We start from the raw sequence: 23,126 nt of genomic DNA on the forward strand, positions 1-23,126 counted from the left end.
TACGCATCATCGTTGGACGTGATCCGGGGACGGGCCCCAGCATGGGGGCATGATATCGATTGCTCTTGTGGGAGATCGCTCCCCCGCCGTGCGCGCGCATTCGCGCGTCCCCGCCATCCTCGACGCCCTCCGCGAGGAACAGCAGATCGACCTGGACGCCTACTGGGTCCCGACGCCCGATGCCACCGATCCGGCGGCGCTGGCGCGCTTCGGCGGGATCTGGCTGGTGCCGGGGAGCCCGTATCGCAGCGAGGAGGGCGCGATCACCGCCGTCCGCACCGCCCGCACCGAGGGAATCCCCTTCCTCGGCACCTGCGGCGGCTTCCAGCACGCGATGCTCGAGTTCGCGCGCGACGTCTGCGGGTTCGCCGAGGCCCGCCACGCGGAGAACTCCGCCGGCGCCGGCGCCCTGATCACGGAGTTGTCCTGCTCGCTCGTCGGGCACGAGGGCGCGATCAACCTGACGCCCGGCTCCCGCATCGAGCGGCTGCTGGGCACCGCGCGCACGGTGGAGCGGTACCACTGCGCCTACGGCGTCTCGCCGGCCTACATCGACCTGCTGGCCGCGCACGGCATGCTGTTCTCTGGGCACGACGACAGCGGCGACGTGCGGGTGGCCGAACTGCCGGAGCATCCGTTCTTCCTGGCCACGCTCTTCCAGCCGGAGCTGCACCCGGACGGCGTCCACCCGGTGATCCGCGGCTTCGCTCAGGCGGTGCTCAGCGCTCGCGAGGCTCAGCCGGCTTCTCGATAGCCGGACGGCCGGCGTCGCGATAGTCGGACGGGCCGGCTTCGCGATAGTCGGACGGCCCGGTGAAGAACCCGACGACCGTCGCCGCCGGGATGTCGAAGCCCAGCGTGAGGAAGCGACCGGGGCTGACCTCGGCGCTGGAGGGATTGGCCTGGTCGCGGTTCCCCGAGTCGTAGAGAAGGACGTCGGGATAGCCATCCCAATCCCCGGCCGGAGCACCCACGAGACGACCGGCGGTCACGCGGCGTTCGGCGAAACGGCGCGAGATGTCACCGTACGTCACCAGCACGGTCCCGTCGCTCAGCGCCAGCGCGTGGTGGGACGAGGCGGGCAGGTCGGTGCGCTTCGGCCCGCTCCAGGTGCGGCCGCCGTCGGTGGAGCGAGACAGGTAGGCGCGCTCCACATCCGTACGGATCAATGACACCACCTCGCCGCCGGGCAGCACCGTGAGCGTCGGCTCCTGGAAGTTGACCCCGTCGGCCGCCGCGATCTCGACCTCGTCCTCGGCCGGCCAGGTGCGTCCGCCGTCGACGCTGCGCATGACGCCCGCCCGCCACCACTTCTCGTCGGCGCGGTGCCCGTAGACCGGATACAGCAGGTCGCCCCCGGGCAGCTCGGCCACCGCGCCGTGCGACGCATGCCAGGCCCGGATGCCGCCGCCGCTCATGCCCATCCCCGCCGAAGCGGGCTCGCTCCAGGTGCGCCCGCCGTCCGTGCTGCGCCGCACGAACGTGCCGTGCGTGGTGTGCCGCGGCTTGCTGCTCCAGTCGATGACGAAGTAGCTGAGCAGGATGGTCCCGTCGGCGAGCCGGGCCAGCTTGGGATCGCGGTCGTCGAAGGGCCCGTCGACCGCGACCCACGGCGTCCCCCAGGTCCGGCCGCCGTCCTCGCTGCCGACCAGGCTGATCCGGCCCTCCGGGCTGAGGTGCCCGGTGCCCTCCCGGAAGGCGGCGAGCAGCCGGCCGTCGCCGAGGCTCACGACGTCGGGAAAGTGCGCAACCAGCCCGTCCCCGGCCCGGGCCACCACAAATGAGTCCGGCACCCGGCCGACGCTACCCGCTCGCGGTGTGTCCTGCCGCGCACGCTCCCGCGCGTCCGGCCAGCCCAGGCGAACCTTGTCCACCGGTCCGTATTTCCGCCGGATGCCGCCCGGTGGTCCGGCCGGAAGTAGATGCTGGAAATGCTTCGGCGCTCGCCGAAACCCGTTTGCACCAGCGGAGCACTCACGCCGGCCGCCGCGCCGCCGAGCTGTCTGCTGAAACCTCAGACAAGAACGGTGGCCAAGGATGACGTTGCGGCGGGTGCTGACCGACCGGCGGGTCGGCACGAAAATCATGATCGCGGTGGGCATCGTGTCGGCCTTCGGCGTCGGCGACGGCCTGTTCGCGCTGAGCAGCCTGAGCGCGACGAACGACGAGGTCAAGGTCGGCTACGTGCACCAGCAGGAGCTCGAGGCCATCGCCGACCTGCGGGCCGCGGTCAACCGGGTCTGGCTGAGCATCGACGACTACCAGCTCTCCGGCGACGCCGCCGAGCGCGCCGCCGACCGGGCCGCGGTCACCGACTACCGGTCCAAGGTCGACGGCTATGCCGAGGCGTACCGGGCGTTCCCGATCGGCGCCGAGGCCACCGCGGCGATCGACGAGTTCGAGACCCACTGGGCCGCCTACGACAAGGTGCTCGAGACCGAGGCGCTGCCGGCGATCGCCGGCGGCGCCGGCAAGATCGACGATGCCGCCCTCACCGCGCCGATGAACGCCGTCCGCGACGACCTCACGTCGCTGACCGGCATCACCGTCCGGGCCGGCGCCGACCAGGAGACCTCCGCCGAGAACCGCTACCAGCACACCAAGTGGCTGGTGAGCGGGCTGCTCGTGGTCGCGCTGCTGCTCGGCCTCGCGCTCGCGGCCGGCGTCGCCCGGCTCATCGTGCGGCCGCTGTCGCGCTGTGTCGCCGCGCTGCGCCGGATCGGCGACGGCGACCTGACCGCCCGGGTCGAGGTGACCGGCGCCGACGAGGTGGGCCAGATGGCCGCCGCGCTCAACGCGACCGCCGACGCGATGGCCGGCATGGTCGGCCGCATCCACACCAGCTCCGACCTGCTGGCCGAGGCGTCCGACGAGCTTTCGGCGGTGTCGGCGCAGCTGTCCGCGTCGGCCGAGGAGACCGCGGTCCAGGTCAGCTCGGTGTCCGAGTCGGCCGAGCGGGTCTCCGACGGCGTACGGGCGGTCGCGGCCGGCACCGACGAGATGGGCGTCTCGATCCGGGAGATCTCGAACAACGCCAACGAGGCGGCCACCGTCGCCGCCGACGCGGCCCGCGCCGCCGAGTCGAGCAACGCCAGCGTGGCCCGGCTCGGCGACGCGTCGACGCAGATCGGCACGGTCGTCCAGCTGATCACGTCGATCGCCGAGCAGACCAACCTGCTGGCGCTGAACGCCACGATCGAGGCGGCCCGGGCGGGCGAGGCCGGCAAGGGCTTCGCCGTGGTCGCCTCCGAGGTCAAGGACCTGGCCATGGAGACGGCCCGGGCCACCCAGCAGATCACCGATCAGGTCGGCGCGATCCAGGCGGAGAGCGGCGTGGCGGTGCACGCGATCCGGGAGATCGGCCGGGTCATCGCGACGATCAACGACTACACCACGACGATCGCGGCGGCCGTCGAGGAGCAGACCGCCACGACCGGCGAGATCTCGCGCAGCGTGGGTCAGGCGGCTGAGGGGTCGTCCACCATCGCGGAGACGATCGCCGGCGTCGCCGACGCGGCCCGCCACGTCACCGCCGGCGCGACGGAGACCCAGCAGACCGCGGGCGAGCTGGCCCGCACGGCGGCCGAGCTGCAGGCGACGGTGGCTACCTACCGCCTCTGAGGATCTCGCTCAGCACCTTGATCGTCCGGTCCAGACCGTCGTCGTCGACGTCCAGGTGGAAGATGATCCGGGCCAGGTGCGGCAGCATCGCCGAGATGTGGACGTCCCGCTTCGCGGCCTCCGCGACCAGGCTCGGCGCGTCGATCGACATTTCGCTGAGGTCGAGCAGGACCAGATTGGTCGGCACCCTGTCCGGATTTACCACCTTAAATTCGGACAGGGCCTCGGCCAGCCGCCTCGCCCGGGCATGGTCGTCGGCCAGCCGGGCGACGTGGTGGGTCAGGGCGTAGTCGCCGGCCGCGGCGAGGATGCCCACCTGCCGCATGCCGCCGCCCATCCGCTTGCGGATCACCCGGGCCCGCGCGATCCGCTCGGCGCTCCCGACGACCAGCGAGCCGACCGGCGCGCCCAGGCCCTTCGACAGGCAGACCGACAGCGTGTCGAAGAGCGCGCCGTACTCGTTCAGGGGCACGCCGTCGGCGACATGCGCATGCCAGATCCGCGCGCCGTCGCAGTGCAGGGAGATGTCCGCGTTGTCGGCCAGGTCGCGCAGCTCCCGGAGCGTCGCCAGCGGGATCACGGTTCCGCCGCCGAGGTTGTGCGTCTGCTCGACGGCGATGGCGCTGGTCGGCAGCGACGGATAGCCCCGCGGCCGGATCATGGCGGCGATCTGCCCGACGTCGAGGGACGCCCCGACCGCCGGCCAGGTGCGGGTCGAGATGCCGCCGATCGCGGCGGCGGCGCCCAATTCGTAGGTGACGACATGCGCGTCGGCGCCGGCCAGCAACTCGCCGGCCGGGGGGACGACCAGCTGCAACGCGATCTGGTTGGCCATCGACCCGGACGGCGCGAAGAGCGCCGCCTCGTGCCCGAACATCGCCGCGACCCGGGCCTCGAGCGCGTTCACGGTCGGGTCGTCGCCGAAGACGTCGTCGCCGACCGGGGCGGAAGCCATCGCCTCCCGCATCGCGGTCGACGGCCGGGTCACGGTGTCGGATCGAAGATCAACCACGGAGCATCTCCGCCACCAGGAAGGCGAGCTCGAGGCTCTGCTGGGTGTTCAGCCGCGGGTCGCAGGCCGTTTCGTACCGGCCCGGCAGGTCGAGGTCTTCGATGCCCTGGGCACCGCCCAGGCACTCGGTGACGTCCTCGCCGGTCAGTTCGATGTGGATGCCGCCGGGGTGGGTGCCCAGGCCGCGGTGCACCTCGAAGTAGCCCAGCACCTCGTCGACGATGCGGTCGAAGTGACGGGTCTTGTAGCCGTTGGACGACTCGTGGGTGTTGCCGTGCATCGGGTCGCACTGCCAGACGACCTTGGCGCCGGCCGCGGTCACCTTTTCCACGATCGGGGGCAGCGCGTCGCGGACCTTGCCGTTGCCCATCCGGCTGATCAGCGTGAGGCGGCCGGGGACGTTGCCGGGGTTCAGCTTCTCGCACAGCTCGATCGCGGTCTCGGGCGCGGTGCCGGGGCCGAGCTTGACGCCGATCGGGTTGGCTATCCGGCTGATGAAGTCGATGTGCGCGTGGTCGAGCTGCCGGGTGCGCTCGCCCACCCAGAGGAAGTGGCCGCTGAGACCGTACGCCTTGCCGTCGCTCACCCGGGTCAGCGCCCGGTCGTACTCGAGCGCCAGCGCCTCGTGCGAGCAGTACAGGCTGACCGTGCGCAGCGCCTCGTTGTCGGTCATGCCGCAGGCCCGGATGAAGTCGAGCGCCCGGTCGATCTCGCGCGCGATCGCCTCGTAGCGCTCGCCGGCCGGCGAGGCGCGGACGAAGTCCTTGTTCCAGTCGTGCAGGCCGTGCAGGTCGGCCAGGCCCCCGGCGAGATAGGCACGCAGCATGTTCATCGCGGCCGCCGAGTTCGCGTACGCCCGGATCATGCGCTGCGGGTCGGCCACCCGCGCCTCCGCGGCGGCCTCCAGCGAGTTGATCAGATCGCCGCGGTAGGCCGGCAGGCCCAGCGAGTCGGTCGCCGACGAGCGCGGCTTGGTGTACTGCCCGGCGACCCGCGCGACCTTCACCACCGGCATCGACGCGCCGTACGTCAGCACGACCGCCATCTGCAGCAGCGTGCGGGCGTTGGCCAGCAGGTGGCTCTCGGTGTTGTTGTCGAACGTCTCGGCGCAGTCGCCGCCCTGCAGCAGGAACGCGCGGCCCTCGCACACATCGGCGAGCTTGACGCGCAGCTGATCGACCTCGTACGGCGCGACGATCGACGGGACGTTGTCGAGAACCTTGCAGACCGAGGCCACCTCGCCCATGTCCGCCCACGGCGGCATCTGCACGCGCGGCAGGGACCGCCACCGGTCGAGGCCGAGCGCCTCGTCCTCGGCGGAGTCGGTGGACGGGCGGGACGTCTGGAAGGCCGGGTTGCCGACCCCCGGGTAGCTCAGCTGATGCCACTCTCGGCGCATGGGGAAAGCCTACGAGTGCGGGGCACCGGGCCTGCGCCCGGTGCCCCGCTTCTCACCTGAGGAGATGAGTAACGTGGGATGCCTTACAGGTTGTTCTTGATCGCGGTGATCAGCTCACCGTTGCTGGTGTCACCGGAGAACTCCCAGAAGAAGGCGCCGGCGAGACCCTGGTTCTTCACGTACGTCATCTTCCCGGCGATCGTCGACGGGGTGTCGTAGCCCCACCAGTTGCTGCCGCACTTGGCGTACGCGGTGCCGCCGGCCGTTCCGGTGGCCGGGCAGCTGTTCTTGAGGACCTTGTAGTCCTCGATGCCGGCCTCGTAGGTGCCGGGCGCCGCGCCGCTCGCGCTGCCGCCCGGTCCGGCCTGGGTGACCCCGGTCCAGCCCCGGCCGTAGAAGCCGATGCCGAGCAGCATCTTGCTGGCCGGCACGCCCTTGCTCTTGAGCTTCTGGATCGCCGCGTCCGAGTAGAAGCCGGCGGTCGGGATGCCCGCGTACGAGGTCAGCGGCGAGTGCGGGGCGGTCGGGCCCTGCGGGCTGAACGCGCCGTAGTAGTCGTACGTCATCGGGAAGACCAGGTTGAGCTTCTGGATGCCCGAGGCGTAGTCGGCCACGTCGAGCTTGCCGCCGTTGGAGCCGTCGGCCGAGATCGCCGAGGTGATCAGGAAGCTGGAGCCGAACTTGTTGCGCAGCGCGCTGATCACGTTGTTGTACGCGGCCGGGCCGGACGAGTCGCAGGACAGGCCGCAGGCGTTCGGGTACTCCCAGTCGATGTCGATGCCGTCGAAGACGTCCGACCAGCGGGAGTCCTTGACCAGGTTGTAGCAGGAGTTGGCGAACGCGGCCGGGTTCGCGGCGGCCTGGGTGAAGCCGCCCGACCATGTCCAGCCGCCGAACGACCAGATCACCTTGATGTTCGGGTAGAGCCTCTTGAGCTTGCGCAGCTGGTTGAACGAGCCACGCAGCGCGCCCGCGTCCCAGGTGTCGGCGACGCCGTCCACGCTGTTGGCGGTGGTGTACGCCATGTCGTAGTCGGCGTACGAGTCACCGATCGAGCACTGGCCGCCGGAGGTGTTGCCGAAGGCGTACAGGATGTGCGTCAGCTTGGCCGCCGAGCCGGACGTGACCAGGTTCTTCACGAAGTACTGGCGGGCGTAGACGCCCCACTCGGCGAAGTAGCCGACGACGTTCTTGCCGCTGGGTCCGGAAGTCGGCGACGTGGTGGGCGGCGTCGTCGGCTTCGTGGTGGGGGGTGTGGTCGGGGCGGTGGTCGGGGGTGTCGTGGGGGGCGTAGTGGTTCCGCCACAGGCGCCGCCGTCGATCCAGACGTCCCACTGCCCGCTGTGCGTGGCGGGCGACTCGTTCTGAGTCCACCACTTGGCGGTGTAGTTGTGGCCGTTCTGGGAGGCGACGTTGTCCTTGACGTACACGGCGGTTGAGGACCACGCGGGGGCACAGGCCACCGCGGCTGACGCCTGGGTCACCGGCACCAGCGCGGTGGACGCCACCACGAAGGCCCCGGCCCAGAGAGCGCGGCGGAGGGATTTCTGCACTTGGTCTCCTCGTGAACAGTTAGGAAAGTTTCCAAAAAGTTCGTAGAAGAGACGGTAGTCACAGCCATTCACAATCGTCAAGATGTCGAGCTGGGATTAAGCGTCGGTCTCAACTTCGCGGGAGCGATAAGTACGGGGTGCACATGAACGGACACTGCGCGTAGTCTCTCCGTCATGACCATCCGCGACGCCATCCCCGGTGGCCCATGAGCATTCACGTCATCGGCGTCGACGCGTACGCGCTCGGCTGGGTCGGAGTGGAACTGCGTGACGGGGCGTTCGGCCGGGCGGTGCTCGCCGCTTCGCTCTACGAGATAGTCACCAGCAGCTCCGGCGCCGCCGTGATCGGCGTGGACATCCCGCTCGGCATGCTCCCCGACCGCTGGCGCGCGGCCGACACCCTCGCCGCCGACCAGCTCGGGCCCCGGCGCGGCAGCATCTTCCGGGTGCCGCCGCGCGCGGTCTGGATGGAGGCCGACTTCGCGGCGGCCAACCGGCTCTGCCGGGAGCTGACCGGCGCCGGCCTCAGCCGCCAGTCGTGGGCCCTGCGGCCCAAGCTGCTCGAGGCCAACGCGATCTGGGAAAGGCATCCCGGCCTGCTCTTCGAGGCGCATCCGGAGGTCTCGTTCCGCACGATGGCGGGCGAGCCCCTCCAGCACGCCAAGAAGACATGGTCCGGGCAGACCCGCCGGCGCGAGCTGCTGGCCCGCAACGGCATCGTGCTGCCCGACCAGATCGGACCGGCCGGTCAGGCCCCGCCCGACGACATCCTGGACGCCGCCGCCGTGGCCTGGTCGGCGCACCGGATGGCCACCGGCACGGCGCTGAGCCACCCCTCGCCGCCCGAGGAGTGCAACGGCTCGAAGATCGCCATCTGGTACTGACGGTCAGACCGGCAGGTGACCGGGCACGTAGTCGCCGCCCGGCTGGCGGGTCATGACGTTCATCCGGTTGAACGCGTTGATCAGCGCGATCTGGCAGACCAGCGCCATCAGCTGGTCGTCGTCGTAGTGCTTGGACGCGTTCGCCCACGCGTCGTCGGGAACGCCGCCGCCGTCGGCCAGGCGGGAGCCCAGCTCGGCGAGCTCCAGCGCCGCCTTCTCCGCCTCGGTGTAGACGGTCGCCTCCCGCCAGCCGGCCACCAGGTTGATCCGCAGCGGGGTCTCCCCCGCTCGCATGGCGTCCTTGGTGTGCATGTCGAGGCAGCCCGCGCAGCCGTTGATCTGGCTGGCACGGATGTTCACCAGCTCCAGCGTCGCCGCCGGGATCCCGGCCTCGGCCACGACCCGGGCGGCCGCGACGATGGGCTTGACGAACTTCGGGCCGATCCGGGTGCCGAAGGGGTTGATCCGGGCTTCCATGGCAAAGCCTCCTCGTCGATGTGGACTCTCACTCCTTCGACGAGGGCGGCGGCGCGGAGGTAACACCGGTCAGCCGCTTCGGGTCGCTCACCGACAGGATCTCGACGATCCGGCCGTCCACCACGGTGCAGGCCATCACGCCGAGCAGCCGCCCGGTCGAGCCCCACGTGATGATTCCGGGCTCGCCGTTGACCATCGCCGGGCGCAGCGTCACCGCCGCGCGGGCGCCGCGCTGGGCCTGAGCGGCGATCTCGGCCGCGCCGACCCGCACGACCAGGCCGCGACCGCCGTACGAACGCCACGTCACCTCCGGATCGAGCAACCGCAGCAGGCCCTCGAAATCGCCGGCCCGGGCCGCCGCGATGAACGCGTCGACCACCGCACGCTGCCGGTGCCGTTCCGCATCGGGGCGGCGTGTCCCCTGCACCTTGCGCCGGGCCCGGCTGGCCAGCATCTTGCTCGCGTCCGCCGACCGGCCGAGGATCTCGCCGATCTCGTCGAACGGCACCGCGAACATGTCGTGCAGCACGAACGCCAGCCGCTCGGCCGGGCCCAGATTGTCGAGCACCACGAGCAGCGCCAGCCCGACCGAGTCGGCGAGCACCGCGTCGTCCTCGGGCGACGCGTCGTCCTCGACCACCACGATCTCCGACAGCCCGTCGTCGTAGGACGCCTCGGGCCGCGCCCGGCGGGCCCGCAGCACGTCGAGGCAGACCCGCCCGACCACGGTCGTCAGCCAGCCGGCGAGGTTGTCGATGGCCGCCGCGTCCTGGCGGGCCAGCCGCAGCCACGCCTCCTGCACCGCGTCCTCGGCGTCCGCCCGCGAGCCCAGCATCCGCTGCGCCACCGCGACCAGCCGGCCGCGTTGCGCCTCGAAGGCCTCCGCCAGTGCTTCGCTCATGGTGTTACCTTCCCCGAGCCGTTCCCGTCATCGAGATGACGGCGGCGGACCCGCCGAGGTAACAGCTCAGGACTTCGGCGCCGTCATCTGGGCGGCGATCTCGGCGGCGCGGTCGCGGGCGGCCGCGAGGGCGTCGAGCATGGCCGCGCGTACGCCGTGGTTCTCCAGCTCCCGGATCGCGCTGATCGTCGTGCCGGCCGGGGAGGTCACCGCCTCGCGGAGCTGGACCGGGTGCTCGCCGGAGTCGCGCAGCATCACGGCCGAGCCGATCGCGGTCTGCACGATCAGCTCGTGCGCGACCGGGCGGGGCAGGCCGAGCAGGACGCCGGCGTCGATCATCGCCTCGACCAGCAGATAGAAGTAGGCCGGGCCGGAGCCGGAGAGCGCGGTCACCGCGTCCTGCTGGTACTCGGGCACCCGCACGGTCCGGCCGATCGGCCGGAAGACCTCCTCGACGACGGCCAGGTGCTCGTCGGTCGCGTACGGACCCGCGGAGATCGCCGTCATCGCCTCGTCGACCCGGGCCGGCGTGTTGGTCATCACCCGCACGATCGGGATGCCGCCGGGCAGCCGCTCGGCGAAGAAGCTCGTCGGCAGGCCGGCGCAGAGCGAGACGACCAGCTTGCCCGGCGGGACCTCGGCGCCCCACTCGTCGAGCAGCTTGCCCGCGTCCTGCGGCTTCACCGCGATCAGCAGCACGTCGGCCTCGGCGACCGCAGCCGGGTTGGGCACCGTGCGGATGCCATAGCGCTCGGCCAGCTCGGCCGCCCGCTCCGCGCGCCGGGTCGTCACCAGCAATCGCTCGGCCGGCCAGCCGGCGCGCAGCAGTCCGGAGAGGACCACCTCGCCAAGCTTGCCCGCGCCGATCACCGCGACACTCTGCTTGGTCATCTCGTCCTCTCGTGCAAGGAAGCCCGCCTTCTTGTACGAAGAACAGCCAGCCGCGATCGCCCCGCCGATGAGGAGACGGGCGATTCTCCGTCGCCGCGGGGTTTGCGGCGCCGGAGAATCGGTCGGCTCCTCATCGGCCCCGAAGGGGCGATCGCCCGCGGAGCGAAGCGGAGCCAGCCAGCTCAGCTCAGCTTCCGAAGAAGACCTCGGCCTCCTCGTAGCGGGAGAGCGGGACGGTCTTGAGCTCGCCGGTGCCCTCGATCAGCGGCACCCGGACGATGTCGGTGCCCCGCAGCGCCATCATCTTACCGAAGTCGCCCTCGTGGACGGCGTCGATCGCCTGCAGGCCGAAGCGGGTCGCGAGCACCCGGTCGAACGCGGTCGGGGTGCCACCGCGCTGGATGTGACCGAGGACGACCGTGCGGGCCTCCTTGCCGGTCCGCTCCTCGAGCTGCTCGGCCAGCCACTGGCCGATGCCGCCGAGGCGGACGTGGCCGAAGGAGTCGAGCTCCTGGCTGGCCAGCTGCATCTGGCCCTCGAGCGGCTGCGCGCCCTCGGCGACCACGACGATCGGCGCGTACTCGACCTGGAAGCGCTTGGTCACGTAAGTGGCGACCTGCTCCACGTCGAAGTTGCGCTCGGGCAGCAGGATCACGTTCGCCCCGCCGGCCAGGCCGGCGTGCAGCGCGATCCAGCCGGCGTGCCGGCCCATGACCTCGACGACCAGCGTGCGGTGGTGCGACTCGGCGGTGGTGTGCAGCCGGTCGATCGCCTCCATCGCGATGTTGACCGCGGTGTCGAAGCCGAAGGTGTAGTCGGTGGCGTTCAGGTCGTTGTCGATCGTCTTGGGCACGCCGACCACGTTGACGCCGAGGTCGCTGAGCTTGGTGGCCACGCCCAGGGTGTCCTCGCCGCCGATCGCCACCAGCGCGTCGACGCCCTGCTCGGCCAGGTTGGCCTTGATCTTCTCGACGCCGCCCTCGATCTTGAAGGGGTTGGTGCGCGAGGAGCCCAGGATGGTGCCGCCGCGCGGCAGGATGCCGCGGACCTCCGCGATGCCGAGCGGCTTCGTCAGGCCCTCGAGCGGGCCCTTCCAGCCGTCGCGGAATCCGACGAACTCGTGACCGTACGCGGCGACGCCCTTGCGGACCACCGCCCGGATCACCGCGTTGAGACCGGGGCAGTCGCCGCCGCCGGTGAGCACGCCGATGCGCATGATTGCTCGTCCTCCCTGATCGGGTTGCGAGAAGCAGATAGCCCGTCTTGCCCCAGGGAGCGTCTCTCGGCAGCGTTGCCGGCCCGGGGCGGGCCGCAAGCGCACTCTAGCGGCCCGCGAAAACTCGGGCGAAAGCGCCCCGAGTCCCAGCCTAGACCTTCATCGCGTGCCAGCGCGCGAGGTTGTGCTTGGCATCGACCAGGGCGTCGTGCCGACCGGACATGGTGGGCAGCGGTGGCCGGCCGCGGTCGTCCCAGAGCTGGCGCAGGTCCTTGGTGAACCGGGGAATCTCGCGGGGCAGCGCCGGCATCGCACCCCACAGCTGGGCCAGCGCGACGTGGTCGTACGCGGCGAACCAGGCCCACAGTTCCATCTGCTCGTCCCGGCCGCGCAGCGGCTCCATGAGGAACGCGTACAGGTCGTCGCGGATGCGCTCGCGGGAGCGCCAGGCCTTGTCGGACGGGGACGGGAGCTTGTCGAGGACGTTGCGGCGCACCCAGGGAATCGCCTTGGTGTCGTCGAACTCGGTGCTGACCGCGTAGAACTCGCGGCCGAACTCGTCGACGACGCCGATCGAGACCAGGTCGACCGTCCGGCCGTCCTCGATGAACTCGCAGTCGTAGAAGTAGCGATACGTCCCCATCCGACCTCCCCGCCACCGCCCCTGACCGGACTGAAGACTCTCCTTGCCCATCCTGACGCATGGTCAGCTTGCCGCCGTCTCCAGGGCCTCCCTCGCCCGTTCGAGCGTCGTGCGGTCACCCCGGCGGGCGGCCCGGTCGGCGCGCACCGCCCAGCGCAGCCGCTGCAGCACCGGCAGGGCGACCTCGAGCTCGTCGCGTCCCACCGGGCCGGCCGCCAGGTAGCCGTCGAGGAACTCGGTGGCGTGCGCCGTGCCGCCCGCGTACCCGATTGCCGCCGCCACGTCGTAGACCAGCGGCCCGACGCCGCCGGCGCCGCAGTCGAGCAGTCCGGCGCGCCCGGTGCCGGCATCGACGACGAAGCTCGAGGGGGCCGGGTCGCCGTGCAGCACGCCGTAGGTGAGCCGGTCGGTGACGGTGAGCCGGGTGGCCGCGCCGAGCGCGTCGGCGACGGCGCCGCGGAGCCAGGGCTCCGCGGTCAGATGCGGCGCGTGCGGGTCGAGCGGCTGCCACGGGCGCAGGCCGGGGTGGTCGAAGTGCTGAAGAGCCTTGTGTACGACGCCCAGACGGTCGCCCCACCACTGCTGGTCGACGGGATCGCGCCCCTCCAGCGGGCGGCCGGGCACGCGGCGCAGCAGCGACAGCGCGCCGGCCGGAGTCTCCGCGGTGAGGCCGCCGCCGAGGGTGCGCACCGGCTCGCCCGCCTCGATGTCGCGCAGCCGCAGGTGCTCGGCCGCGATGAGCCCGGCCTCCACCGGCTGCCGGGCGCCCGGCTCGGCGAGGCGGCACACGTACCGCTCGGCGCCGGCGGTGATCTCCCAGCCGTGCGAGATCACCTCCGCGGGGAGGGCGATGATCTCGCCGGGGGTCAGATGCCACTGGTCCCGCAGGGTCGATCGCACGAGGTCGTCATCCGGCACCGCGGGAGTATCGCGGGGCGGCCCGAAGATCCGACGGACAGGATGGGCGATCGTGGTCCGCACCCGCCGATCACGCCTTGCTATCGAGAGGTTTACAGATAGCGACGCGCGCGACATGATCGTACGGTGCCTGCACGGCACGCCCGCTCGTAAATGGCGCGGGGGCAGTGGTTCGTGCTATTAGTGATCGTTCGCGTCGAGGGGCCGGCGCCGGCCGGGTTCGTCGACGCGGTCCCCACCTGGGGGAGGGATAGACGCCGTGGACCATCGCATGCCGGATTCCGGTGACGCGCTGACCGGCGTGGAGATGTTCGCTGGCCTGGAGCCGGACGTCCGGCAACGGGTCATCGCCACCGCGGTTCCACGCACCTATCGCAAGGGTCAGATCATCTTCGTCGAGCACGACCCCGGCGAGTCCCTGATCATCCTGAAGCGCGGCGCCGTCGCGATCTTCCGCACCGCGCCCACGGGGGAGCGCGCGGTGCTGACGGTCGTGCGCCCGCCGGACGTGCTCGGCGAGGTGTCCCTTCTGGACGCCGCCACCCGCAGCGCGTCGGCCGAGGCGATCGAGGACTGCCAGGCGCTCACCCTGTCGCGGGCCGCGTTCATCGACCTCGTGCACTCCAACCCGCGCATCCTGGACGCGGTGATGCGCTCGGTCGGCGCGCTGATCCGCCGGCTGACCGAGCAGAACACCGATCACGTCTTCCTCGACCTGCCGGGCCGCGTCGCCAAGACGCTGGTGCGGCTGGCCGGCGAGAGCCAGGCGCCGATGATCACGATCGAGCTCAACCAGAGCCAGCTCGCCGAGATGGCCGGCGGCTCGCGGCAGAGCGTCAATCAGGCGATCGGCAGCTTCGCCAGTCGCGGCTGGCTGCGCACCGAGGGCCGCCGCATCGTGGTCACCGATCTGCAGGCGTTGAGGCGTCGCGCCGGAATGGCTGTTGCCTGATGGCCTCGCTCCGCTCGGCGGGCACTGCGCCCGGCATTTCGATGCTCGTTTTGAGCTTGCTGGCGTAGACGTCGACGTAGGGGCGGCCGGAAAGCACCATCAGCTCGTACATGATCTCGTCGGTGATGGCGCGCTCGACGAACCGGTCGCCGCGCGCCGCGTCGTAGCGGGAGAAGTCGAGCGGGGCGCCGAACGCCATGCGTACCCGTCGGATCTTGGGAATGAGAGTGCCGGTCGGCTGGATCTCGTCGGTGTTCAGGAGCGCGACCGGCACCACCCGCGCGCCGCTTTCCAGCGCGAGCCGGGCCACCCCGGTCTTGCCCCGGTAGAGGCGGCCGTCCGGTGACCGTGTCCCCTCGGGATAGATGCCCGCGACGCCACCCTCGCGCAGCACCCTCAGCAGGGTGTCCAGGGCCGCCTGGGCGGCCTGGCCACCCGAACGGTCCACCGGGATGGTCCCGGTGCCCAGGAAGAACTGCCGCATCAGCTTTCCTTTGATCCCCTTGCCGGTGAAGTACTCCGCCTTCGCGACGAACGTCACCCTGCGCTTCACCATCAGGGGTGTGAAGATCGAGTCGGAGAAGGAAAGGTGGTTGCAGGCCAGGATCACCGGACCGTCCGCGGGCACATTGCCCAGGCCACGCACGTCCGGCCGGAAGACGAGCCGGAGCAGCGGGCCGAGAAGCACATACTTCAGGAGCCAATAGAACACGAGTGTCCTTTCCCGGGCAGACGGCGTGGCCGTCGCAGAGGGAAGCCTAAAGCCTTTGGTCCGATTCCGGCGCTACCGCCGGGACGGTTGGATGGGGAGCGGGACGGCGCGCCACAACGCACTCCCGCAACCGGTGCTCGGCGTGTCACCATTCAAGGCACGGTCGGCGAGGGAGTGTGCAGGGTGACAGCGGGTGGCGCCCGCCGCGGGCGGCGGGACAACGGGCTCGACGCGGCCGACTACGCGGTGGCCGGCGACGTCGATCCGCGCGTCGGCGAGCGTCTGCTCGACGTGCTCCAGGCCGCGGGGATCGCGGCCTATCTTCAGCCCACGGCCGATCTCAATCCGATCCTGCGGGCCACCACGCTGCCGTCCCGCCCGACCGACCGGCTCTACGTCGACCGCACCTACCTGGACGACGCGAAGGCCCACCTGCTGCGGGAGACCGGCGGCCAGTCGCCGTTCCCGGTCGCCCCGCCGCCGGCCGATCCGACCGCCGAGCCCGACATCGAGGCCGAGTGGGCCAAGATCGTGGCGGGCTTCCACACCACCGTCGACCCGACCGCCGCGCCCTGGCCGTCCGCCGAGGAGCTGCCGCCGGCCCCGGAGCCGCCGCCCGCTCCCTCGCCGGCCGAGACGGGCGCGGCCGAGACCGGGCCGGTCGAGAGTGGGCCGGCCGAGAGTGGACCGGCCGAGATCGGGCCGGTCCGGCACAACCGCCGCCGCACCGACCGGCCGGCCGAGCCGACCCTGATCGACGGGCTCGACACCTTCGGCGCCGACCTCGAGGACGATGACGACGAGCGCTACGTCCCGCCGCCGCCCCCGCCCCTGCCGCGCATCTCGAAGTACGCGGTGATGGGCATCCTCGGCGTGGTGCTGGGCTTCGTGCTGTTCCTCTTCCCCGGCATGCTGCCGATCGCCCGCGACTACGTGACGCTGATCGGCTTCGCGGCGATCGTCTCCGGCGCGGTGATGCTGGTCTGGCGGCTGCGCTCGGGCGACGACGACGAGGACGACTTCGACGACGGGGCCGTCGTCTGAGTTGGATTGACCACCGTCTGTGTAGCTCTTGGGCATCGTCCGGTAACCTTCGGTGATGCGCCAGAGCTCCTTGGTCGTGGTCGCCAACCGTCTCCCGCTCGACGACAACGCCGCCCCCGATGGCGCTTGCGAATGGCGACGCAGCCCCGGCGGGCTCGCCAGCGCACTGCACGCCATCCTCGAGCAGACCCCGGCCACCTGGGTCGGCTGGGGTGGCGGGATCGGCCCGGCGCCCACCCTGCCCGACATCGGCACGCTGCGGCTGCGCCCGGTGTCGCTCACCGAGGACGAGCTGCGCGGCTACTACGAGGGTTTCGCCAACTCGACGCTGTGGCCGCTCTACCACGACGCCGTCGAGCAGCCCGTCTTCGACCGCGGCTGGTGGGAGACGTACCGCGAGGTCAACCGCCGCTTCGCCGAGGCCGCCGCCGAGGTGGCCGAGCCCGGCGCCGCGGTCTGGGTGCAGGACTACCACCTCCAGCTCGTCCCGCACCTGCTGCGCGAGCTGCGGCCGGACGTGCTGATCGGCTTCTTCATGCACGTGCCGTTCCCGCCGCCCGAGCTGTTCATGCAGCTCCCCCGCCGGGTCGAGCTGGTGCGCGGGATGCTCGGCGCCGACCTGGTCGGGTTCCAGCGCGAGCAGGCGGCGCACAACCTGGCCCAGCTGGCGACCAAGCTGCTGGGCGCGGCCGGGGCCGACGAGAAGATCCTGGTCGAGGGCCGGGTGGTGCGCACCGGCGCGTTCCCGGTCTCGATCGACGTGGCCGAGATGGAGTCGCTGTCCGCCCGGCCGTACGTGCACAACCAGGCCCGCCAGCTGCGGCACGACCTCGGCGCGCACAAGAAGGTGCTGCTGAGCGTCGACCGGCTCGACTACACCAAGGGCATCGAGCACCGGCTGACCGCGTACAGCGAGCTGCTGCGCGACGGCCGGGTCAAGGTGCGCGACGCGGTGATGGTGCAGGTGGCGGTGCCCAGCCGGGAGCGGGTGGAGAGCTACCGCGGGTTGCGCGACCGCATCGAGCGCGAGGTCGGACGCATCAACGGCGAGTACGGCCGGGTCGGCGAGCCGGCGATCCACTACCTCAACCAGCCGTTCGACCGGGCCGACCTGGCGGCGCTCTACCAGACCGCCGACGTCATGGTGGTGACGCCGCTGCGCGACGGGATGAACCTGGTGGCCAAGGAGTTCGTGGCGGCCCGCCGGGACGGCGCGGGGGCGCTGGTGCTCAGCGAGTTCGCCGGCGCGGCGGCCGAGCTCGGCGACGCGTTCCTGGTCAACCCGCACGACGTGGATGGGCTCAAGGAGACGCTGCTGCAGGCGCTGGCCGCCGAGCCGGCCGACCTGGCGCGGCGGATGGCGGCGATGCGGGCGCACATCACCGCGCACGACATCCACGCCTGGGCCCGGGCGTATCTGACCGCCCTGGACCAGACCGGGCAGCTGGCCGAGCACCTGCCGCGACAGCGCCGGACGCTAGCGCGCCGATAGCTCCTTGGTGAGCCAGTCGAGGATCGCGTCGATCGGCTCGGCCCAGCCGGCGTCGAGCATCATGTCGTGGCCCATGCCCGGGAAGAGCAGCGGCGCTCCGCCGTAGGCCGCCGCCGTCGCGTCGAGCGCCTTGCGGGACACCACGCGATCGTCCGGCGACCCGACGACGAGGATCGGCGGCTCCCCCACCGCTCTGCCGGGACTTACCGTGGCGAAGGGGCGCGCGGGTTCGATGCGGGTCAGATAGCCCTCGGCCTCCTCGGCCGGGAGCGCGGAGCTGAACAGCTGCCGTCGACTGAGCCGAAGGCGGCCGCCGAAGACAGCCGGAATCGTACCGATCGGATTGGTCTTGAAGGCCGTGCCGATGACGCCCCACTTGGCCAGGGCGGGCGCCACCAGCACCGCGGCCCGCGCCGGATAGCGACCCAGCGCCCGCGCCACCACCGCGGCGCCGGAGCCGTGGCCGATCAGCACCGCCTGACGCGGCAGCGACGCCGCCGTCTGCCGCACGTCGTGCACGTGGGCGCGCAGGTCACCGCCCTCGCGCGGGGTCAGCGCGTGGGCCGGGAAGCCCCGGTTGGCCGCGTGACCCAGCCAGCGCTCGGCGAACGCCCACGCGCCCTGGCCGGGGCCGGGCACGAACAGCAGCGGCGGCTGCTCGGTGTCCCCCTCGACCAGGCGGGACACGACCTCGCGCTCGGCCGGGGTCACCGGCGACGTCCAGTCCGCCCAGCGGAGAATCTCGTCGCTCACTTGGCCGGCTCCATCTCGCGCAGCAAACCCCCGACGGCCTTCAGGTAGTCGAGGTGGTCGACCTCGAACCAGTGCCGGCGGCTCGGCACCACCTGGCGCTTGGACCAGCTGCGGATCGGGCGGGCCGACTCCTTCTGCTGCACCGCCGCCGCGCGTACCGGATCGTCATGGCGCAGGCGCAGCCAGCGCGCCACCGCGACGCTCTGCCAGTGGGCCAGCGGCAGCAGCCCGGCGTCCGGCTGGAGCAGGCCGACCACAGCGAGCGTCGGATGCTTGCGGGCGAACGCGTGCAGGTGCAGATCGGGACGGCCGTCCGGCCCGCTGTCGAGGAGCTCGGGCGCGAGGAACTCGAAGCGCGGGACGTAGCCGGTCGCCATGATCACGAGCTCGGGGTCGATCCGGCGGCCGTCGGCCAGCTCCACCTTGCCGTCGGCGAAGCGGGCCACATCCGGGACCGGCTTGATCCGGCCGTGCCCCAGGAAGTACGGCAGCTGCGAGTTGACCACCGGGTGGCTCTCGTACGGCCGGTGGTCGGGCGCCGGCAGCCCGAAGCGGGTCAGGTCGCCGGTCGTCAGGGCCAGCGTGCGGCGGTAGAGCCACTGGCGCAGGCGCAGCGGCGTTCGGAACCGCAGCAATCGGTCGTTGATCTGGTCGGCGGGCCGGCCCACGACGTACTTGGGGGCGTACCAGTAGCCGCGCCGGGTCGAGTGCCAGACCGTGCCGGCCTGCTGAGCGGCCTCGACCGCGATGTCGCAGCCGGTGTTACCGCCGCCGATCACCAGCACCTTGCGGCCACGCAGCTGGGCCGGGTCCTTGTACTGCGCCGAGTGGATCACCTGGCCGCGGAACTCGCCCGGGATCTCGGGCCGGGCCGGCGACCAGTTGTGCCCGTTCGCGACGACCACCGCGGCGTAGCGCTGCACGCGGGACGAGCCGCCGCCGGTCGACCGGGTGGTCACGTCCCAGCGGCCGTCGCCGGCCGGCGCCGCCGAGACGACCTCGGTGCCGAACCAGATGTGCTCGCCCAGGCCGAAGTGCTTGGCGTAGCGCTCCAGATAGGACAGCACCTGGCTGTGGTGCGGGTAGTCGGGCCAGCTGTCCGGCATCGGGAAGTCCGGGAACTCGGTCAGCGGGCGGGACGAGATCAGGTGGGTGCTCGCGTACACCGGGCTGCGGTCGTGCCGCCAGTTCCACGCGCCGCCGACCGACGTCTCCCTCTCGTAGCAGTCGACGGCGAAGCCGTGCTCACGCAGGTTTTTGACGGCGGCGAGGCCGCTGGCGCCGGCCCCGATGACGCACACCGCGTCCCGACGGTCGGCGATGTCCGGAGTGTCGTGCACGCGGCGATCCTGCCAGACGGCCGGGCCCGGCGGAAGCGCGCATTTCAGGGCAGCCGCAAGTCGGCCAGCACCGGCAGATGATCACTCGCCCGCCGGGCCAGGTCGGACTCCACCACCTCATACTTCTCGATGGTGATGTCGGGGGTGACGAACAGGCCGTCGATGAGCCGGGCGGGCAGCGTCGCCGGAAACGTGAAGTGCCCCGCCGCGGAGGACAGCAGGCCATCCTCGACCGTCCGCCACGCTCCCCCGCCCGGTCCCTCGTTCAGGTCGGCGGCGGCGATCACCGGGCCCTCGATGCCGTCGAGGGCCTGCTTCCACAGGGCGGCCTGCGCCGGGCGCTCGGCCGGGTCGGTGGCCAGGTGCGAGCCCGAGACGGTGAACCGGCCGCCACGCACCGAGCCGCGCACGAACGCCGCGCCGCGCAGATGCCGCCCCGGCGTCAGCGGAAACCGCATGCACCACGTCTCGTGCACCTTGACCCGCATGCTGACCAGCACGAGGTTGCCCAGGGCGGGCAGCCCGCCGGCCGCCACCACCAGGCCGGCGTCGTCGGCGAGCGCCGCGCACTTGTGCCGCCACCGGAACCGCCGCGGCGACTCCTGCACGACCAGCACGTCCGGGTCCGCCTCGCGGATCAGCGAGATCAGGGCCGCCCGGTCGTCCCTGAGGCCGTGGACGTTGTAGCTCATCACCCGCAGCGGCACCCCGGACACGGTTCTCCCTCTCTCGCCCTCAGATCCGCGTGGCCAGGTCGGCGGCGCCGACCACCCCGGCGGTGTTGCCCATCTGGGCGGCCACCAGGTCGGCGACCGGGAACCGGCCGCGCTGCGCGAGCTGGTCGCGGTAGGTGGTGCGGGTGGGCGTCATCAGCAGGTCGCCGGCGTCGACCACACCGCCGCCGACCACGAGGACCTGCGGGTCGAGGGCCTGCGCCAGGTCGGCCATCGCCACGCCGAGCCAGTAGCCGATCTGCGCGAACGCGTCCCGGGCCACGCCGTCGCCGGCCCGCGCCGCCTCGGTGATCTGCCGCCCGGTGATCGCCAGCGGATCGCCGCCGGCCAGCTCGAGCAGCCGCGCGGCCCGCTCCGGCTCCTGCCGCGCGCCGGCCCGGGCGAACCGGACCAGGGCGTTGCCGCTGGCGTACTGCTCCAGGCAGCCGAGCCGGCCGCAGCCGCACGGGTGGCCGTCCGGCACCGACTGGATGTGGCCGAGCTCGCCGGCGATGCCGTTCGCCCCGCGCCACAGCTTGCCGCCGAGCACGATGCCGCCGCCGATCCCGGTGCCCACGGTGATCATCACCATCGAGTCGTCGGCGTGCTTGGCGACCCCGAACCGGAACTCGGCCCAGGCCGCGACGTTCGCGTCGTTCTCGAGCACGGTGGGCAGCCCGACGGCCTTGCTCACGTAGTCGCGCAGCGGCTCGTCCCGCCAGGCGAGGTTGGGCGCGAACAGCACGGTCGCCCCCGGCGCGTCGATCCATGCGGCCGCGCCGATGCCGATCGCGGTGGCCTGCGGAAACTGCCTGGCCAGCTCGGCCGCCACCTCGACGATCGTGTCCCGGGTGCCGGCCGGGTCCTCGGCCGGGGTGTCACGACGGTTGGACGCCAGCACCGTGCCGTGCTCGTCGACCACCCCTCCGGCCACCTTGGTGCCGCCGACGTCGACTCCGATGGTCAGCGTCACGCTGTCTCCTCTGTTTACCGCTCACACCGCGTCGTCGCCGGGGGCCGCGTCGCCCGCCTCGTCGCCGCGTTCCGCGGGCGCCTCGGCGCCCGGCACATCATGATCCACCGTCGTGGGTCGCGCCACGTCGCCAACACCCGCTTCGGCGGTGGCCGCGGCCCATACATCAAACCTTCGAGGGGTACGCCCGGAGCCCCCGCCCCCGGCCTCGGTGTCCCGGATCTCCGTGGCCTTCGCCGCCTTCGCCTGCGCGGCCGACTCGGCCACCCGCTCGGCCGCCTCCGCCGCGGCCGCACGCGCCTCCTCGGCCGCCTTGCGCAGGGCTTCCTGAGCGGCCACCCGCTTCTCCTCGGCCGCCTTGCGCGCGGCCTCCCGAGCGGCCACCCGCTCCTGTTCGGCCTCGGCCGCGGAGGCCGCCGAAGCCGCCGCCCACGGGTCGAGACCCGCCGCAGCCGCCTCGTCGGGACTCATCGGCGCTGTCTTGGCCGGCTGGGCACTGGCGGGCTCTTGACTGGCTCGCTCGGCATCGGCGGGCTCTTCACTGGCTCGCTCGACATCGGCGGGCTCTTCACTGGCTCGCTCGACATCGGCGGGCTCGGGACCGGAGGGCTGGGCGACTCGGGTGGCGGCCGACCAAGCCTCGTCCGGGCTCGGCGGCGCGGGCTGGGCCGGCCTGGCGGGGCGCTTCCGGCCGTCACCGGCGATCGACGAAAGCCCGCGCATCAGGCTCGCCACTCCCGAGGCCACATCCCCGGCGCCGGTGGCCAGGCGCACCGCTGTCTGGGGGCTCGGGTCGCGCACGGCCGCGATCGCCCGGCAGATCGGGCAGACGCAGCACTCGGCGCTGCCCGTGGCCCATTTGTGGCCACCCTGGGCGGCACCTTGGACGCCGCCGCCCCCGCCGGCACCCTGCGCGCCGCCCGCGGGCTGCCCGGGGTCCCGACCGACACTCGCCAGGCGATCGACCGCTCCGGCGACCGTTTTGGCCAGGCCGCTCAAACCGTTAGCGAGCGCGTCGCGCGTACCGGAAGAATCGCTTGCGGCGGCACCGCCCGCCGCCATCGCGATCAGCGTGGCGACCAGCCGCTCGGCCTCCTCGCGCGCCGACTCTGGCATCGCACCCACCCGCTCAGCTCGCCGGAAGGCTCTCGACGCGGCGCTTGAGCTGTTTCAGCGCCGTGTCCATGATGATTTTCTCCGCTTTGCGGCGGAACATGCCGAGCATCCCGATCGAGAGCTCGACCTCGAGCGAATAGGTCACCGTGGTGGTGCCGTCGCCGGCGTCGGCCAGGTCGTACGAGCCCTGCTGCGACTTCTGGGTCTTGGACGGCTCGACCAGGTGCCACTCGATGCGGGTCAGGTCGTCGGCGTAGGCATACTCGAGGGTGTAGTCGTCGGCCATCACGCCGGCGTCGATCACGAAGCGCACGCGGGCCGCATAACCGTCCTCGTACTCCTCGAGGACCTCGATCTGCTCGATCGCGTCGACCCACTCGGGGTAACGCGGGAAGTCGCAGATCACCGCGGCCACGCGGTCGACGGGCGCATGAACCTGGATCGACTGCGTCGAGGTATCCGCCATGCACGGAGGCTACCCCGTCGCCGCGACGATCCCGACGACCGGGCCGAGCC

At 71.9% G+C, this 23,126-nt stretch carries 23 protein-coding genes; 6 read left to right on the plus strand and 17 right to left on the minus strand.

The window, feature by feature from the left end:
* The first annotated feature begins 49 nt into the window (after positions 1-49).
* Positions 50-754: a CTP synthase C-terminal region-related (seleno)protein gene (locus tag ACFQS1_RS04980; RefSeq protein ID WP_465263193.1), complete on the plus strand. Its 705-nt coding sequence runs from the start codon at positions 50-52 to the stop codon at positions 752-754.
* Here ACFQS1_RS04980 and ACFQS1_RS04985 read toward each other — a convergent pair.
* On the minus strand, positions 720-1,793 hold the full coding sequence (locus tag ACFQS1_RS04985) for a sialidase family protein (protein WP_378964847.1): 1,074 nt from the start codon (positions 1,791-1,793) through the stop codon (positions 720-722). The genes ACFQS1_RS04980 and ACFQS1_RS04985 overlap by 35 nt on opposite strands.
* A gap of 244 nt (positions 1,794-2,037) precedes the next feature.
* On the opposite strand from ACFQS1_RS04985, the gene ACFQS1_RS04990 reads away from it, so the two are divergent.
* Positions 2,038-3,621, plus strand: coding sequence for a methyl-accepting chemotaxis protein (locus ACFQS1_RS04990; protein WP_378964848.1), 1,584 nt, complete (start codon positions 2,038-2,040; stop codon positions 3,619-3,621).
* Here the strand turns inward: ACFQS1_RS04990 and ACFQS1_RS04995 are convergent.
* The 3 genes from ACFQS1_RS04995 to ACFQS1_RS05005 form a co-directional block, all read right to left on the minus strand.
* The gene (locus ACFQS1_RS04995; RefSeq protein WP_378964849.1) at positions 3,605-4,633 is read right to left on the minus strand and encodes a threonine aldolase family protein; all 1,029 of its coding nucleotides are present in this window, start codon (positions 4,631-4,633) and stop codon (positions 3,605-3,607) included. The two genes, ACFQS1_RS04990 and ACFQS1_RS04995, sit on opposite strands and share 17 nt — an antisense overlap.
* Positions 4,626-6,032: a class II 3-deoxy-7-phosphoheptulonate synthase gene (locus ACFQS1_RS05000; RefSeq protein ID WP_378964850.1), complete on the minus strand. Its 1,407-nt coding sequence runs from the start codon at positions 6,030-6,032 to the stop codon at positions 4,626-4,628. The genes ACFQS1_RS04995 and ACFQS1_RS05000 overlap by 8 nt, the downstream gene beginning before the upstream one ends.
* 83 nt (positions 6,033-6,115) lie before the next feature.
* Entirely contained in the window at positions 6,116-7,585 is a 1,470-nt protein-coding gene (locus tag ACFQS1_RS05005) for a glycosyl hydrolase family 18 protein (RefSeq protein WP_378964851.1), read from the minus strand.
* A 206-nt stretch (positions 7,586-7,791) separates the two neighbouring features.
* Here ACFQS1_RS05005 and ACFQS1_RS05010 point away from each other — a divergent pair, with 206 nt between their 5' ends.
* Entirely contained in the window at positions 7,792-8,469 is a 678-nt protein-coding gene (locus tag ACFQS1_RS05010) for a DUF429 domain-containing protein (RefSeq protein ID WP_378964852.1), read from the plus strand.
* Positions 8,470-8,472: 3 nt separating this feature from the next.
* Here ACFQS1_RS05010 and ACFQS1_RS05015 read toward each other — a convergent pair whose 3' ends face one another.
* The 6 genes from ACFQS1_RS05015 to ACFQS1_RS05040 all read right to left on the minus strand — a co-directional run bounded on the left by ACFQS1_RS05015 (position 8,473) and on the right by ACFQS1_RS05040 (position 13,515).
* Complete coding sequence (locus tag ACFQS1_RS05015; protein ID WP_378964853.1) at positions 8,473-8,946, minus strand: carboxymuconolactone decarboxylase family protein; 474 nt, start codon at positions 8,944-8,946, stop codon at positions 8,473-8,475.
* 28 nt (positions 8,947-8,974) lie between these two features.
* Complete coding sequence (locus tag ACFQS1_RS05020; protein WP_378964854.1) at positions 8,975-9,847, minus strand: sigma-70 family RNA polymerase sigma factor; 873 nt, start codon at positions 9,845-9,847, stop codon at positions 8,975-8,977.
* 66 nt (positions 9,848-9,913) lie between these two features.
* Complete coding sequence (gene proC / locus ACFQS1_RS05025; RefSeq protein ID WP_378964855.1) at positions 9,914-10,738, minus strand: pyrroline-5-carboxylate reductase; 825 nt, start codon at positions 10,736-10,738, stop codon at positions 9,914-9,916.
* 187 nt (positions 10,739-10,925) lie between these two features.
* Positions 10,926-11,954, minus strand: coding sequence for a 6-phosphofructokinase (locus ACFQS1_RS05030; protein ID WP_378964856.1), 1,029 nt, complete (start codon positions 11,952-11,954; stop codon positions 10,926-10,928).
* Positions 11,955-12,105: 151 nt separating this feature from the next.
* Positions 12,106-12,597, minus strand: coding sequence for a polyadenylate-specific 3'-exoribonuclease AS (locus ACFQS1_RS05035; RefSeq protein WP_378964857.1), 492 nt, complete (start codon positions 12,595-12,597; stop codon positions 12,106-12,108).
* 63 nt (positions 12,598-12,660) lie between these two features.
* On the minus strand, positions 12,661-13,515 hold the full coding sequence (locus ACFQS1_RS05040) for a phosphotransferase enzyme family protein (RefSeq protein WP_378964858.1): 855 nt from the start codon (positions 13,513-13,515) through the stop codon (positions 12,661-12,663).
* Between the two features lie 271 nt (positions 13,516-13,786).
* On the opposite strand from ACFQS1_RS05040, the gene ACFQS1_RS05045 reads away from it, so the two are divergent.
* Positions 13,787-14,467 (plus strand): Crp/Fnr family transcriptional regulator, encoded by a 681-nt coding sequence (locus tag ACFQS1_RS05045; protein WP_378964859.1) that lies wholly within the window; start codon positions 13,787-13,789, stop codon positions 14,465-14,467.
* Here ACFQS1_RS05045 and ACFQS1_RS05050 read toward each other — a convergent pair.
* Positions 14,418-15,179, minus strand: coding sequence for a lysophospholipid acyltransferase family protein (locus ACFQS1_RS05050; RefSeq protein ID WP_378964860.1), 762 nt, complete (start codon positions 15,177-15,179; stop codon positions 14,418-14,420). The two genes, ACFQS1_RS05045 and ACFQS1_RS05050, sit on opposite strands and share 50 nt — an antisense overlap.
* A 183-nt stretch (positions 15,180-15,362) precedes the next feature.
* On the opposite strand from ACFQS1_RS05050, the gene ACFQS1_RS05055 reads away from it, so the two are divergent.
* Together ACFQS1_RS05055 and ACFQS1_RS05060 are read left to right on the plus strand one after the other, a co-directional pair.
* On the plus strand, positions 15,363-16,223 hold the full coding sequence (locus ACFQS1_RS05055; RefSeq protein WP_378964861.1) for a DUF308 domain-containing protein: 861 nt from the start codon (positions 15,363-15,365) through the stop codon (positions 16,221-16,223).
* Between the two features lie 55 nt (positions 16,224-16,278).
* Positions 16,279-17,715, plus strand: a complete 1,437-nt coding sequence (locus tag ACFQS1_RS05060) for an alpha,alpha-trehalose-phosphate synthase (UDP-forming) (RefSeq protein WP_378964862.1) — start codon at positions 16,279-16,281, stop codon at positions 17,713-17,715.
* Here ACFQS1_RS05060 and ACFQS1_RS05065 read toward each other — a convergent pair.
* From ACFQS1_RS05065 to ACFQS1_RS05090, 6 genes are read right to left on the minus strand one after another with little or no spacing between them, the layout of a single operon-like run.
* Positions 17,701-18,468, minus strand: a complete 768-nt coding sequence (locus tag ACFQS1_RS05065) for an alpha/beta hydrolase (RefSeq protein WP_378964863.1) — start codon at positions 18,466-18,468, stop codon at positions 17,701-17,703. The genes ACFQS1_RS05060 and ACFQS1_RS05065 overlap by 15 nt on opposite strands.
* Positions 18,465-19,808, minus strand: a complete 1,344-nt coding sequence (locus ACFQS1_RS05070; protein ID WP_378964864.1) for a flavin-containing monooxygenase — start codon at positions 19,806-19,808, stop codon at positions 18,465-18,467. The genes ACFQS1_RS05065 and ACFQS1_RS05070 overlap by 4 nt, the downstream gene beginning before the upstream one ends.
* Positions 19,809-19,852: 44 nt before the next feature.
* Positions 19,853-20,500 (minus strand): endonuclease/exonuclease/phosphatase family protein, encoded by a 648-nt coding sequence (locus ACFQS1_RS05075; RefSeq protein ID WP_378965031.1) that lies wholly within the window; start codon positions 20,498-20,500, stop codon positions 19,853-19,855.
* Positions 20,501-20,543: 43 nt separating this feature from the next.
* Positions 20,544-21,494: an ROK family glucokinase gene (locus ACFQS1_RS05080; RefSeq protein WP_378964865.1), complete on the minus strand. Its 951-nt coding sequence runs from the start codon at positions 21,492-21,494 to the stop codon at positions 20,544-20,546.
* Positions 21,495-21,515: 21 nt separating this feature from the next.
* Positions 21,516-22,610 carry a hypothetical protein gene (locus tag ACFQS1_RS05085; RefSeq protein WP_378964866.1) on the minus strand — a complete coding sequence of 365 codons (1,095 nt, stop codon included), beginning with the start codon at positions 22,608-22,610 and terminating at the stop codon, positions 21,516-21,518.
* A 13-nt stretch (positions 22,611-22,623) separates the two neighbouring features.
* Positions 22,624-23,076 (minus strand): SRPBCC family protein, encoded by a 453-nt coding sequence (locus ACFQS1_RS05090; protein WP_378964867.1) that lies wholly within the window; start codon positions 23,074-23,076, stop codon positions 22,624-22,626.
* Positions 23,077-23,126 lie beyond the last annotated feature (50 nt).

It is taken from the genome of Paractinoplanes rhizophilus, from assembly GCF_042664765.1.
Lineage (GTDB): Bacteria > Actinomycetota > Actinomycetes > Mycobacteriales > Micromonosporaceae > Actinoplanes > Actinoplanes rhizophilus.

Excerpts from the sequence above, each read along its gene's own strand:
- ACFQS1_RS05030 (WP_378964856.1), bottom strand. The coding sequence starts at position 11,954 with ATGCGCATCGGCGTGCTCACCGGCGGCGGCGACTGCCCCGGTCTCAAC.
- ACFQS1_RS05000 (WP_378964850.1), bottom strand. The coding sequence starts at position 6,032 with ATGCGCCGAGAGTGGCATCAGCTGAGCTACCCGGGGGTCGGCAACCCG.
- ACFQS1_RS05075 (WP_378965031.1), bottom strand. The coding sequence starts at position 20,500 with ATGAGCTACAACGTCCACGGCCTCAGGGACGACCGGGCGGCCCTGATC.
- ACFQS1_RS04990 (WP_378964848.1), top strand. The coding sequence starts at position 2,038 with ATGACGTTGCGGCGGGTGCTGACCGACCGGCGGGTCGGCACGAAAATC.
- proC (WP_378964855.1), bottom strand. The coding sequence starts at position 10,738 with ATGACCAAGCAGAGTGTCGCGGTGATCGGCGCGGGCAAGCTTGGCGAG.
- ACFQS1_RS05015 (WP_378964853.1), bottom strand. The coding sequence starts at position 8,946 with ATGGAAGCCCGGATCAACCCCTTCGGCACCCGGATCGGCCCGAAGTTC.
- ACFQS1_RS05020 (WP_378964854.1), bottom strand. The coding sequence starts at position 9,847 with ATGAGCGAAGCACTGGCGGAGGCCTTCGAGGCGCAACGCGGCCGGCTG.
- ACFQS1_RS05085 (WP_378964866.1), bottom strand. The coding sequence starts at position 22,610 with ATGCCAGAGTCGGCGCGCGAGGAGGCCGAGCGGCTGGTCGCCACGCTG.
- ACFQS1_RS04980 (WP_465263193.1), top strand. The coding sequence starts at position 50 with ATGATATCGATTGCTCTTGTGGGAGATCGCTCCCCCGCCGTGCGCGCG.
- ACFQS1_RS05090 (WP_378964867.1), bottom strand. The coding sequence starts at position 23,076 with ATGGCGGATACCTCGACGCAGTCGATCCAGGTTCATGCGCCCGTCGAC.
- ACFQS1_RS05035 (WP_378964857.1), bottom strand. The coding sequence starts at position 12,597 with ATGGGGACGTATCGCTACTTCTACGACTGCGAGTTCATCGAGGACGGC.
- ACFQS1_RS05060 (WP_378964862.1), top strand. The coding sequence starts at position 16,279 with ATGCGCCAGAGCTCCTTGGTCGTGGTCGCCAACCGTCTCCCGCTCGAC.
- ACFQS1_RS05010 (WP_378964852.1), top strand. The coding sequence starts at position 7,792 with ATGAGCATTCACGTCATCGGCGTCGACGCGTACGCGCTCGGCTGGGTC.
- ACFQS1_RS05045 (WP_378964859.1), top strand. The coding sequence starts at position 13,787 with ATGCCGGATTCCGGTGACGCGCTGACCGGCGTGGAGATGTTCGCTGGC.